The organism is Microbacterium sp. NPDC056057, assembly GCF_042266945.1.
Classification (GTDB): Bacteria; Actinomycetota; Actinomycetes; order Actinomycetales; family Microbacteriaceae; genus Microbacterium; species Microbacterium trichothecenolyticum_C.
Genome location: NZ_JBHJWS010000005.1, coordinates 70,139 through 82,735 on the forward strand (window position 1 = coordinate 70,139; position 12,597 = coordinate 82,735).

The 12,597-nt window shown below is 71.1% G+C and carries 11 protein-coding genes; 6 read left to right on the forward strand and 5 right to left on the reverse strand.

Annotation, left to right across the window (positions count from 1 at the left end; translation table 11 throughout):
* Positions 1-1,452 (reverse strand): cation:dicarboxylate symporter family transporter, encoded by a 1,452-nt coding sequence (locus ACFC1K_RS19030; RefSeq protein WP_375872807.1) that lies wholly within the window; start codon positions 1,450-1,452, stop codon positions 1-3.
* Between the two features lie 184 nt (positions 1,453-1,636).
* Between ACFC1K_RS19030 and ACFC1K_RS19035 the strand changes: the two genes are divergently transcribed.
* The 4 genes from ACFC1K_RS19035 to ACFC1K_RS19050 all read left to right on the forward strand — a co-directional run bounded on the left by ACFC1K_RS19035 (position 1,637) and on the right by ACFC1K_RS19050 (position 5,776).
* Entirely contained in the window at positions 1,637-2,902 is a 1,266-nt protein-coding gene (locus tag ACFC1K_RS19035; protein WP_375872808.1) for an ATP-binding protein, read from the forward strand.
* Positions 2,899-3,591, forward strand: coding sequence for a response regulator (locus ACFC1K_RS19040; protein WP_310289816.1), 693 nt, complete (start codon positions 2,899-2,901; stop codon positions 3,589-3,591). The genes ACFC1K_RS19035 and ACFC1K_RS19040 overlap by 4 nt, the downstream gene beginning before the upstream one ends.
* Before the next feature lie 164 nt (positions 3,592-3,755).
* Positions 3,756-5,123 carry a glutamate decarboxylase gene (locus ACFC1K_RS19045; RefSeq protein WP_375872809.1) on the forward strand — a complete coding sequence of 456 codons (1,368 nt, stop codon included), beginning with the start codon at positions 3,756-3,758 and terminating at the stop codon, positions 5,121-5,123.
* Positions 5,120-5,776 (forward strand): YrhK family protein, encoded by a 657-nt coding sequence (locus tag ACFC1K_RS19050; RefSeq protein WP_310289812.1) that lies wholly within the window; start codon positions 5,120-5,122, stop codon positions 5,774-5,776. The genes ACFC1K_RS19045 and ACFC1K_RS19050 overlap by 4 nt, the downstream gene beginning before the upstream one ends.
* A gap of 19 nt (positions 5,777-5,795) precedes the next feature.
* Here the strand turns inward: ACFC1K_RS19050 and ACFC1K_RS19055 are convergent, their stop codons facing one another.
* Positions 5,796-7,781 (reverse strand): glycosyltransferase, encoded by a 1,986-nt coding sequence (locus ACFC1K_RS19055; RefSeq protein WP_375872810.1) that lies wholly within the window; start codon positions 7,779-7,781, stop codon positions 5,796-5,798.
* 139 nt (positions 7,782-7,920) lie between these two features.
* Between ACFC1K_RS19055 and ACFC1K_RS19060 the strand changes: the two genes are divergently transcribed.
* Positions 7,921-8,529, forward strand: a complete 609-nt coding sequence (locus ACFC1K_RS19060; protein ID WP_375872811.1) for a DedA family protein — start codon at positions 7,921-7,923, stop codon at positions 8,527-8,529.
* 54 nt (positions 8,530-8,583) lie between these two features.
* Positions 8,584-9,396, forward strand: coding sequence for a DNA/RNA non-specific endonuclease (locus tag ACFC1K_RS19065; RefSeq protein ID WP_375872907.1), 813 nt, complete (start codon positions 8,584-8,586; stop codon positions 9,394-9,396).
* A gap of 3 nt (positions 9,397-9,399) precedes the next feature.
* On the opposite strand, the gene ACFC1K_RS19070 is transcribed toward ACFC1K_RS19065, so the two are convergent.
* The 3 genes from ACFC1K_RS19070 to ACFC1K_RS19080 form a co-directional block, all read right to left on the reverse strand.
* Entirely contained in the window at positions 9,400-10,050 is a 651-nt protein-coding gene (locus ACFC1K_RS19070; RefSeq protein ID WP_375872812.1) for an FMN reductase, read from the reverse strand.
* A gap of 1 nt (position 10,051) precedes the next feature.
* Complete coding sequence (locus ACFC1K_RS19075) at positions 10,052-11,251, reverse strand: LLM class flavin-dependent oxidoreductase (protein ID WP_310290071.1); 1,200 nt, start codon at positions 11,249-11,251, stop codon at positions 10,052-10,054.
* 167 nt (positions 11,252-11,418) lie between these two features.
* On the reverse strand, positions 11,419-12,534 hold the full coding sequence (locus ACFC1K_RS19080) for an ROK family protein (protein ID WP_375872813.1): 1,116 nt from the start codon (positions 12,532-12,534) through the stop codon (positions 11,419-11,421).
* Positions 12,535-12,597 lie beyond the last annotated feature (63 nt).

Here is a 12,597-nt window from a genome sequence, read left to right on the forward strand (position 1 = left end):
TCAGCGCGACAGCAGCTCCTCGCGCTCGCGGACGCGGCGCTCCTTGGCCTCCGCCTCGCTGATCGCAGCTTCCTCGAGGCCCTGCACCCCGACCGCGTCCGCGGCGGGCGACATCCCGTCGTGGTCGTCGCCCGACAAGGTCGTCTCGTCGAACGGCAGCTCCCCGGCGAGCACGCGGCGCGCGCGGGAGGCGTCGAACTCCTTCGTCCACGTGCCGATCAGCACCGTGGCGACGGCGTTGCCGGTGAAGTTCGTGAGCGCACGGCCCTCCGACATGAACCGGTCGATGCCGACGATGACGCCGACGCCGTTCACCAGGTCGGGCCGGTACGCCTGCAGACCGCCGGCGAGAGTCGCCAGGCCCGCACCGGTGACGCCGGCCGCGCCCTTCGAGGCGATGATCATGAAGACGAGAAGGCCGATCTGCTGGCCGATCGACATCGGGGCCCCCATGCCGCTCGCGATGAACAGCGATGCCATCGTCAGGTAGATCGCGGTGCCGTCGAGGTTGAACGAGTACCCGGTCGGCACGGTGATGCCCACCACCGGCTTCGAGACGCCGAGGTGCTCCATCTTCGCGATGAGGCGGGGCAGAGCCGATTCGGAGGAGGACGTCCCCACGATCAGCAGGTACTCGCGGGCGAGGTACTTGATGAGGCTGAAGATGTTCACGCGGGTGACGGCGTACAGCAGCGTGCCGAGGACGCCCACGATGAACAGCACGCACGTGATGTAGAACGCGATCATCAGCGTGCCGAGGGCCCAGATCGCGGCGATGCCGGTGTTGCCGACCACGGCGGCGATGGCGCCGAATGCTCCGATCGGCGCGAGCCACAGGATCATGCCGAGGATACGGAAGACCAGCGCCTGCAGGTGCTTCACCGCGTTCATGATCGGCGTGCCCTTGTCGCCCATCTGCTGCAGCGCGAAGCCGACGAGGAGTGCGATGAAGAGGACCTGCAGCACGCTCTCGCCGGTGAAGGCCGAGAAGAACGTCGTGGGGATGATGCCGAGGATGAACTCCTGCGTCGTCTTCGCCTCCGCGGTCGCCTCGTAGGTGGCGTTCGCCATGTTCAGACCCTCGCCCGGGTGCAGCAGGTTGCCGACGACGAGGCCGATGGCGAGCGCGAACGTCGACATCACCATGAAGTACAGGAGCGCGAGACCGCCGATCTTGCCGACGGTGGCCGCTTTCGCGATGGAGCCGACGCCCACCACGATCGTGCAGAAGATGATCGGCGCGATCATCATCTTGATGAGGGCGACGAAGCCCTCGCCGAGCGGCTTGAGCGCGACGCCGACGTCGGGCCAGACCAGCCCGACGATCGCGCCGAGGACGACGGCGGCGATGACCGAGAGGTAGAGCCAGGTGTGCTTGTCCCACGCCTGCTTGCCACGCCTCCAGTTGAAGCCGGGGAGCGTGAAGGACGTGGTGCGGGTCGAGAGAGCCATCATTGCCTCCTGCGGGATGAAACGGCGGTGTTTCCGCGGTGCCGCTCGATGGTGCGGCGTGTGAGACAGCGTGCGCGTCGCGGCGGCGGCCGGCGATTTACGGTCGTATTGGTCGCACCCGCGGACTCCCCTCTGCTGCCCTCGACGGGCGAGGATGGATGCGGCGGCATCGACGAGGAGGGCCATGTCAGCGAAGACGCAGCAGGGCAGCGCGGCATCGCGCGTGTTCGTCGTCGTCGCCGTCTCGGCGGCCGTGATCGTCGCCGCCCTCGCCGCCGTGCTCGTGCTCGACGCGGAGCGCTCCGAACGGAACGAGGCGGAGGAGGTGACGCGGGCCGTCGCGTCGTCCCTGGCGTCACTGCCTGAGGTGGCGGACTCCCTGAGCGCACCCGACCCTTCGGAGGCGCTTCAGCCGCTCGCGGCTGACGTGATGGCGCAGACGGGTCTTGACTTCGTCACGATCATGACCCCGGACGGCATCCGCGTCAGCCACCGCGACCCCGCCGAGATCGGCCGGCACTACCTCGGCACGATCCCGAGCACGCCGAGCGTCTTCACCGAGGAGTTCACGGGCACGCTGGGTCCGTCCGTGCGCACGATCGTCCCGGTCACGACCGGCGGCGAGCTCGTGGGCTGGGTGTCGGTCGGCGTCACGATCGGCAGCATCTGGTCGAAGATCCTGCCGCGGTTGCCCTTCGTCGTGTCGATCGCACTCGCCCTCCTCGCGGCCGGCCTCGTGGGCGCATGGCTCGCCCGCCGCACGACGAGGCGCGTTGCGGGCGACCTGCCCGCCGGGACGATCCGCGACGCGGTCGCCTCGTACGAGTCCGTGCGGACGCTCGGCGAGGCGCTGCGCGCGCAGACCCACGAGCACGGCAACCGCATACACACCGCCGTGTCGCTGCTCGAGCTCGGCCGCACCGGCGAGGCGATCGAGATCCTCACCGAGACGTCACGGCAGAGTCAGGAGCTCGTCGACCAGGTGGCCGCCCGGCGCGGCGGCGACCCCACCGTGGGGGCGCTGCTGCTCGGCAAGGCGGCCCAGGCGCGGGAGCGCGGCATCGAGTGGTCGGCCGAGATCGACCCGGACGCGCCACGAAGCGTGCTGTCGCCCGTCGACGCGGTGTCGGTGGTCGGCAACCTCATCGACAACGCGATGGATGCTGCGGCCGCCGCGGAGGCGCCCCGATGGGTGCGCGTCGTGTTCGGGAGGACGCCCTCTTCCCCCGCGTCGCTGCGGATGGAGGTGTCGGACAGCGGCACCGGCGTGCCCGAGGCGCTGCGCGAGCGCATCTACGAGCACGGCTTCACCACCAAGCCCGGCGGAGCCGAGGGACGCGGTGTGGGCCTCGGGCTCGTCCGCTCGATCGTGGCGAGCGCGGGCGGTCAGCTGGAGCTGCGCGACGACCCGACGGTCTTCGTGGTCACCCTGCCGGCGAGGGCGACATGATCCGCGTCCTCCTCGTCGACGACGACGCGCTCACGCTCGAACTGCACCGTGACTACCTCGCGCGCCTGGAGGACTTCGAGGCCGTCGCCGAGTGCACGGGCGCTCGTGCCGCCATCGACGCCGTGCTGGAGCGCGGGGACGAGATCGACCTCGTGCTGCTGGACGTCACGATGCCGGACGGCACGGGGCTGGACGTGCTGCGGCACGTGCGCGCCCGCGGCGCCGCCGTCGACGTCATCGCGATCACGGGCGTCCGTGACGCCGAGGTCGTGCGGCAGATGGTGTCGCTCGGCGTCGCGCAGTACCTCGTCAAGCCGTTCACCTTCGCGGTCTTCCGCGAGCGCCTGGAGCAGTACCGCGAGTTCCGGCGGCGCGCGGCCGAAGCTGCGGGCGTGCCGACGCAGGCCGAGATCGACGCGCTCCTCGGGGCGCTGCGACCCGCGACGCCGGTCGCGCTGCCGAAGGGCCTCTCCGCCGATACGCTCGCCCGCATCAGCGACGAGGTGCGCGAGCGCGGCCCCGTCTCCGCCGCGGAGGCCGCGGAGCGACTGGGAATGTCGCGCGTCGCTGCTCGTCGCTACCTCGAGCACCTCGTGACGCAGGGTCGCGCGCAGCGCGCAGCGCGCTACGGCACGCGCGGCCGGCCGGAGTCCGAGTACGCGTGGGCGCAGCATCCGTCCCTTCCGTAGGAGAACAGCGCCCGAACATCGCCCTCTCACGCGATCTAGGGGATGACGGCGCGACCTCAGCGGTATAGCTTCGGCACCGAAGGGGCCGAAGGGGCGCGGTCGACTGGGCACCGCAGACTCCCGACGCGCATCCGCGCGATCGGTCCGCAAGCGACGGAGGATGCATGTACCAGGACGAGGCGCTCCAGCCCACCTTCACCCGCGCCGGCGAGGCGACGACCGCGAGGTACAACGTCATCCCCGAGGGCGAGATGCTGCCCGAGACGGCGTACCGCGTGATCCGCGACCAGACGATGCTGGACGGCAATGCGCGGCTGAACCTCGCCACCTTCGTCGGCACGTGGATGGACGACTACGCCAACAAGCTCGCCGTCGACTCCGCCGACAAGAACATGATCGACAAGGACGAGTACCCGGCGACGGCCGCCATCGAGGAGTGCTGCTGGCGCATCCTCGGCGACCTGTGGAACGTCCCCGACAACGACGACGTGATCGGCACGTCGACCATCGGCTCGTCCGAGGCGTGCATGCTCGGCGGTCTCGCGCTCAAGCGCCGCTGGCAGCACGCGCGCCGCGCCGCCGGCAAGTCCACCGAGAAGCCGAACCTCATCATGAGCTCGGCCGTCCAGGTGTGCTGGGAGAAGTTCTGCAACTACTTCGACGTCGAGATGCGGCTGGTCCCCGTCACCGAGGAGCACCCGCTGATGGACGGCACCGGGCTCGAGGACTACGTCGACGAGAACACGATCGGCGTCGTCGCGATCGTGGGCGTCACCTACACCGGCGCCTACGAGCCGGTGAAGGCCATCGCCGCGAAGCTCGACGAGATCCAGGCGAAGACCGGGCTCGACATCCCGATGCACGTCGACGGCGCGTCGGGAGCCATGATCGCGCCGTTCCTGCAGCCCGACCTCGAGTGGGACTTCCGGGTGGAGCGCGTGCAGTCCATCAACACGTCGGGTCACAAGTACGGGCTCGTGTACCCGGGCGTGGGCTGGGTGGTGTGGCGCAACGCCGCAGCGCTGCCCGACGACCTCGTCTTCAAGGTGAGCTACCTGGGCGGCTCCATGCCGACCTTCGCGCTCAACTTCTCGCGCCCCGGCACGCAGGTGCTGCTGCAGTACTTCCGGTTCCTGCGCCTCGGTCGCGCCGGCTACACCGCGATCCAGCAGGCCTCGCAGAACGTCGCCGTGTACCTCTCGTCGGCGATCGGCGAGCTCGACGCGTTCGAGCTGCTCAGCGACGGCACCGACATCCCGGTCTTCGCCTGGCGGCTCAAGGAGGGCCACACCGACAAGTGGACGCTGTACCACCTGTCCGAGCGACTGCGGATCAAGGGATGGCTCGTCCCCGCGTATCCGCTGTCGGGCGAGTTGTCGGATCAGACCGTGATGCGCATCGTGTGTCGGAACGGGCTCAGCCGCGACCTCGCCGAGGACCTGTTGAAGGACATCAAGAGCGAGACAGAGTTCCTCGACTCGCTCGACAGCCCCATGCCCCACCCCGGCATCGGCCCCAGCTTCCACCATTGAGCGCGCGACGACCGCTGGACCCGACCGCCCGGCGGATCCGGCGACTCCGGCGGGAGTCCTGGGGCTTCGCGGTCGGGTCGGCGCTGTTCTTCATCGGCGTCGTCCCGGCCTACGCCGCGTGGACGGGTCCGGTCGGCGCGAACGTAACGTTCTTCGCCGGATCGATCTTCTTCACCACAGCGGGTCTCATCCAGCTCCTGCTGAGCGGGCGCAGCACGCCGGACGCGCGCATGAACCGGGCCGACCGCTTCGACTGGTGGGCCGCCGCCATCCAGTTCGCCGGCACGCTCCTGTTCAACGTGTCGACCGCCGCCGCCCTCATCGCCGCGATCACGGACCCGGACTACGTCGGGGCGGGATGGCGGCCTGACGCGTGGGGCTCCGCGGCCTTCCTCGTCTCCAGCGTCCTGGCGGTCGTGGCGACGAAGGACCGGGGGACGCTGTGGGACCGCGATGCGCGCACATGGCACGGCACCGGCCTCAACCTGCTGGGGTCGATCGCCTTCGGGGTGTCGGCGGTCGCGGCGTTCGTGGTGCCGTCGACAGGTGAGCTCGTGAGCCCGCTGTGGGCGAACCTCGGCACGGGCATCGGCGCGCTCTGCTTCTTCGCGGCCGCGCTGCTGGCCCGGCGCACGATCGGCGAGGCGGACTGAAGAGGACGGAACGGATGCCTCAGCCGGCGTGCAGGCGAGCAGGCACGTCGCCGGGTCCGCCGATGAGCACGTAGTCCGAGTGCTTGGCGATGAGCCCGTCTCCGGCCGTGCGTCCGTGGAGGCGTCGCCACACCCACGGCAGGGCGTCGCGACGCAGCCACGTGCCCGGCAGCACCGGGTCGTCGTCGGCGTGGAGGCTCGCGTCGAGCTCGCCGAGCGCCTCGGCGTCGGGTACTCCGAGCGCCTCGGCCGCGCGGTACGCGAGGTACCGGTGGCCGCGCGGGCGCAGGTGCACCTTGTCGTCGGCCCAGAAGTCGAGGTCGCCGATGGCAGGGAGCCCGCGCGCGTCGAGGAACGCGTCGGTGTCGAGCAGCACGGCGCCGGTGGTTGCGGCGATCCGGCGCAGTTCGGACGAGAACACCGCGAACCGGCGGGCGAACAGCCGCGCAGGGCGCCGACGCGGGAGGAAGGGCGTCACGAGGAGCACGTCGATGCCGGCTGCGCGCAGCTCCGTCACGGACTGCTCGAGGTCGCGCGCGACGGCGATCGGGTCGACCCGGCGCCCGACGAGGTCGTTGGCCCCGGCGAGGATCGACACCAGCTGCGGCCGGAGGGCCAGCGCGCGTGGCACCTGCTCACTGACGACGTGCCGCACCCGGCGGCTGCGCACCGCGAGGTTGGCGTAACCGAACGGCTCGTCCGCGCCGCCGGCGTGCGCGAGCAGCTGTGCGAGTCGGTCCGCCCACCCGCGGTACTGCCCCGTCGGCATGCGCGAGGCGTCGCAGAGTCCCTCGGTGATCGAGTCGCCGAGCGCGACGAACCGCGACCACGAGCCCCGCGGGGCGGGCGTCGGAACGGCCGGCCGGGTCGCCGCGCGCTGGGGCTGCGCGTCGTCGATGGGGCGCAGCATCCGTGCCTCGTCGTAGTGCTCGACCAGGCGGCTGCAGACGGCGTGCCACGTGCGCTCGCGCACCGACTCGCGCGCCGCCGCAGCGAACGCGCGGCACTTGCCGTCGTCGCCGACGAGATCGGCGACCCGCGCGCGCAGGTCGACCAGGTCGCCGGGCCGGTAGAGCCAGCCGTCGACCGACGATCGCACCAGATCGACGGGTCCGCCGACGCCGGTCGCGACGACCGGCACGCCGCTGGCGAGCGCCTCCTGGATCGTCTGCCCGAACGTCTCGCTCTCGCCGGGGTGCACGAACACGTCGAAGCTCGCGAGCGCCTCGGCGAGCGCGGCTCCGCTGAGGTGCCCGGTGAAGACGGCGTCGGGGAGTCGGCGCTCGAGCGCCGGTCGTGACGGTCCGTCGCCGACGATCACGAGGCGCGTCCCCGGGAGTCCGGCGAGCGCCGCGAGATCCTCGACCTGCTTCTCGGGGGCGAGGCGGCCGACGTAGCCGACGATCGTCTCTCCCTGCGCGAGCTGCGCACGCCAACGGTCGCTGCGTCGACCCGGACCGAAGCGCTCGACGTCGACGCCGCGCCCCCAGCGACGGAGGCGGTCGACGCCGAGGCGCTCGAGCTGCTGCAGCGACGCCGTCGACGGCGCAAGGGTGAGTGTCGCCCGTCGGTGCAGCCGCCCGATGTGGCGTCCGACGAGCGCGGCGGCCTGCGGCATCCCGTACTTCTCCGCGTACGCGACCACGTCGGTCTGGTACACGGCGACAGAGGGCACGCGCAGCGCGTCGGCGGCCGCGAGCCCCTGCCAGCCGAGCACGAACGGCGACGCCAGATGCACGACATCCGGCCGGAATTCGCGGAGGATCGCCGTCAGCCGGGCGGCGCGCGCGAACACCACGCGCACCTCGGGATACGACGGCAGGGGCGCCGAGCGCAGCAGCTCGGTGCGGGCGCCGTGGAGATCGGTGGTGATCTCCCCGGCGCGCGGTGCGATGACGAGCGTCTCGTGTCCTTCGGCGGCCAGATGCCGCAGGACATGGAGCACCGACCCCGTCACCCCGTTCATGTGGGGCAGGAACGATTCGGCGAGCAGTGCGACTCTCACGCCTCCAGGGTGACGGGACGAACGAGGACGGATGCCGCGAACCGGCGTCCGTGCGCAAGAGTTCACCGGATGCACCGCGGCGGGTCACCGGACGTGCCCCGTTCCGTCGCCGTTCACCGCGGGCGGCTACCAAGAAGGCATGGTGGAGGACCTGCTCACCACGGTGGCGTCGAGCGCGTGGGCGCTGCCGCTGCTGTTCGTGCTCGTGCTGGGCGACGCGTTCCTGGTGGTGATACCGGGCGAGGCCGCCGTCACCGCGCTGGGCGCGCTGGCGGTGTCGCAGGGCGAGCCCGCGCTCGTGGCGATCGTGCTCGTGGCCGCCGCGGCCGCTCTCACCGGCGACGCGGCGTGCTACCTCGTAGGGCGCACGATCGGCCTCCAGCGGTGGCGCTGGATGCGCACGTCGCGCGCGCAGGCCGCCTTCGCCTGGGCGCGGCTGCGCCTGGAGCGCCGCGCGGCCGTGGTGCTGTTCACCGCCCGGTTCATCCCGTTCGCACGACTCGCGGTCAACCTGACGGCGGGTGCGACGCGCCTGCCGGCGCCGCGCTACCTGGCGGTGGCGGGCCTCGCCGCCCTCGCATGGGCGGTCTACCAGGCCCTCGTGGGGGCGGTGGTGGCGACGCTGGTGCCCGGCGGGCCGGTCGTGGCGGTGGTCGTCTCGGTCGCGTTCGCGGTCGGACTCGGGCTCGCCACCGACGCTGTCCTCGCCCGTCGGCTCGGCGCGAGAAGGGTGGCCGACGGTGAGTGAGCCTCGGCGTCGCGCGATGGCGCCCGCTGGGGCCATGATGGGCGCGTGGCAGACGTGACCTCGGACGCATACGACGACGCCTTCCTCGGCGTCCCGCTCCCCCTCCCCCGTCCCGGCGACGGGCGCGAGGTGCGCGAACTGACCTACCCGCGGTTCACCGTGCTGCTCGATCCGGAGCGCCGGCTCGCGGCGGTGACCGGCGTCAACATCGACGGCGCCGCGCTGCAGGACCCGCCACGGACGGGCAGCTGGGATCTCGATCCGCGGATCCCGGCCGCGGAGCAGGCGGGCCCGGCCGTCTACGCCTCGAATGACCTGGACCGCGGCCACCTCGTGCGCCGCCGCGACCCCGGCTGGGGGTCGGCGGAAGAGGCCCGGCGGGCGACGGAGGCGACGTTCACCTACCCGAACGCCGCACCGCAGGCGAGCGGGTTCAACCGGTCGAAGGAGCTGTGGCTCGGACTCGAGGACCACGTGCTCGAATTCGCCGAGACCACCGACGAGCGGATCAGCGTCTTCACCGCACCGGTGCTGGCCGAAGGCGACCCGCCGTACCGCGGCATCCGTGTTCCGCGCCGATTCTTCAAGGTCGCGGCGTGGACGACGCGGGAGGACGGGACGCCGCGGCTCGCGGCCGCGGGGTTCGTGCTCGACCAGTCGGAGCTGATCGACCTGCGCGAGGGCGTGCTCGACGTGCCGACGCTCGGCGCCTTCCGCACCTTCCAGGTGCGGATCGCCGACATCGAGGAGCTGTCGGGCATCGACCTCGGCGCGCTCGTCGATGCCGACGTGCTCGCACAGGCGACGGTTCGCGGAGAGAGCGCGTGGCGCCCCCTCCGCGAACCGGAGGATGTCGTTCTCGGCTGAGGGCTACTCCCCCGCGAGACCGCCGAGCAGGTGGCCGAACGAGCGTCCCTCGCCGAGGTAGTTCGCGGGGTCGAACGGATCGGCGTCGGAGGCCGGCTCACGGCGTGCCATGGCGTCGGCGAGCTCCCGGGCGCCGCGGTCGACGCGCTCGCCCAGCGGGGCGATGTTGTCGGCCGAGGCACCCCAGTCGCTGGACGCGGCGAACACTCCGGTCGAGACGGGCTCGGCATGCAGGTACGTGAACAGCGGCCGGATCGCGTAGTCGATCGCGAGCGAGTGGCGGGCGGTGCCCGCGTTCGCGCCGATCAGCACGGGCTTGCCGGTGAGCGCGTCGGGGTCGAGCACGTCGATGAACGACTTGAACAGCCCGGAGTAGCTCGTCGAGAAGATCGGCGTCACTGCGATGACCGCGTCGGCCGACACGACCGCGTTGATCACCGACTCGAGCGCCGGAGGCGCGAACCCCGTGAGGAGGTTGTTCGTGATGTCGTGCGCGTAGTCGCGCAGCTCGAACACGTCGACCTCGACCTCGATGCCGCGCTCCGAGAGCTGCTTCGCGGTCGCTGCGGCGAGCCGGTCGGCGAGCATGCGGGTCGACGACGGGTTCGACAGTCCGGCCGAGATCACCGCGATGCGGCGTGCGGAGCTGGTCATGTCACGCCTCCTTCCGGCCGAGACCGAACGCCGCGCCCGCGGGGGCGGGGGTGTCGGCGTACGGGCTGGAGCCCACGAGGTTATCGCCGCGGTTCGCGCCGGGAACGGCCTGGCGCGGCGCTTCGTCGCCGTACTTCGCGGTCACGAGGTTCGCGTGGGTCGGGGCATCCGGAACGTCCGCCGGACGGTTCTTCTGCAGTTCCTTGCGCAGCACCGGAACCACCTCGCCGCCCAGGATGTCGAGCTGCTCGAGCACGGTCTTGAGGGGCAGACCGGCGTGGTCCATCAGGAACAGTTGGCGCTGGTAGTCGCCGTAGGTCTCACGCATCGCGGCGTAACGGTCGATCACCTGCTGGGGCGATCCCACCGTGAGCGGCGTCATCTCGCTGAAGTCCTCGAGGGACGGGCCGTGGCCGTAGACCGGCGCGTTGTCGAAGTACGGGCGGAATTGCTTCACCGCGTCCTGCGAGTTCGCAGCCATGAAGACCTGTCCGCCGAGGCCGACGATCGCCTGCTCGGGCGTGCCGTGACCGTAGTGCGCGAAGCGCTGGCGGTAGAGCTGGATCAGGCGCTGGTAGTGCTCCTTGGGCCAGAAGATGTTGTTCGCGAAGAAGCCGTCACCGTAGTACGCGGCCTGCTCGGCGATCTCGGGGGTGCGGATCGAGCCGTGCCACACGAACGGCGCGACGCCGTCGAGGGGGCGCGGGGTCGAGGTGAATCCCTGCAGCGGCGTGCGGAACTGGCCCTCCCAGTCCACGACGTCCTCGCGCCAGAGGCGGTGCAGCAGGTTGTAGTTCTCGATCGCGAGGGGCAGGCCCTGGCGGATGTCCTTGCCGAACCACGGGTACACCGGGCCGGTGTTGCCGCGTCCGATCATGAGATCGGCGCGGCCGTCCGACACGTGCTGCAGCATCGCGTAGTCCTCGGCGATCTTCACCGGGTCGTTCGTGGTGATGAGCGTCGTGGCGGTCGAGAGGATGAGGCGCTCGGTCTGCGCCGCGATGTACGCCAGCGTCGTGGTCGGCGACGACGACCAGAACGGCGGGTTGTGGTGCTCGCCGAGCGCGAAGACGTCGAGGCCCACCTCCTCGGCGTGCTTGGCGATCTTCAGGGTCGCCTTGATCCGCTCCGCCTCACTGGGCGTGGTGCCGTCGGTCGGGTCCTGGGTGATGTCGGACACCGTGAAGATGCCGAACTGCATACCCGACCACGTGGTGCTCTCGCTCACGATCGCTTCTCCGCTCTTTCGCCGTGCGGGTTCTCCGTCGTGCGAATCCATGCAAATGAATGTATCTCGTGCAACGTGTGCGCACCAAGATTATTCCGAAACGCATGCCGCGACCTCGCCGAGTGCGCGCACGCCGGCGTTCAGTCGAGCCGCAGCCGGTCGACGGCCGCCTGGATCGCGACGGCGGCCGCGCCGCGCGCCCACGCGGTGAAGGCCGAGTCATCGACGAAGAGCCGAACGGGTTCCGCCCGAGGATCCCGCCCCGCGGAGATCGCCGCGCGCACGCGTTCCTCGCCGATCGCGTAGAGCCCGATGCCCTCGCCGGCGAGCACCGCGGCAGTCTGGAAGGTGAGATTGGCCGCGAGCGCGATGAACCGGCCCAGCGCGTCGGCCGCGGCGTCGACCACCGTGACGGCGGCGGGCTCGCCTGCGGCGGCGAGCGCCAGCACCTCGTCGTAGCTCACAGGTCGCTGCAGTGCCGCCGACACCTGCGCGGCGATCGACCCCGACGTGAGCATGGCCTGCGAGCAGCCACGATGGCCGGCCTGGCAGAGCGGACCGTTGTCGCTCAGGGGGATGTGGCCGCCCAGGCCGAGCCCTGCCTCCGCCGTGCGCACCACCTCGCCGCCCACGACGAGGCCGTAGCCGACGCCCGCACCGATGGTCAGCACGACGAAGCCGGAGATGCCCCGACCGAGTCCGAACCAGCGCTCGGCCTCGGCGAGCGCGACGAGGTCGTTCTCGAGCGCGACCGGAACACCGAGATGCCGCTCGAGCAGCGACGCGAACGCGACATTCTCCCACTCCAGGAACGGGGCGTATCGCACGATGCCCGCGTCGACGGCTCCGCCGAGCGCGACGCCGACTCCGACGAGCGAGTCGATGTCGAGCGCGCGAATCGCCGCGGCGATGCGTGCGGCGACCATCGCGGGTTCGTGCGTGTCGAGCGGCAGCGTGCGCTGGGCGAGGAGCCCCGCACGAACGTCGGTGACGACCACTTCGATCGCGTCGCCGGTGATCTTCACTCCGGCGAAGCTCCCGAGGCCCGGCGCGACGTCGAGGGGGCGCACCGGCCGCCCGACCGATCCGTCGGCGAGGTCGTCGAGTTCAACGAGGTACCCGCGATCGAGGAAGGGCTTCGCGAGTCGAGTGAGGCTCGCAGGCGAGAGTCCCAGGCGGGTCGTCAGTGCACTGCGAGCGATCGGCCCATGGATGAGCACGGCTCGGGCGAGTGCGCGCTCACTGTCGGTCAGCATCCTCGTTGATCTCCCATCCGGGGCCGAAATGCTTTCATTCTGGCACGAATCACGCTGCTGAGG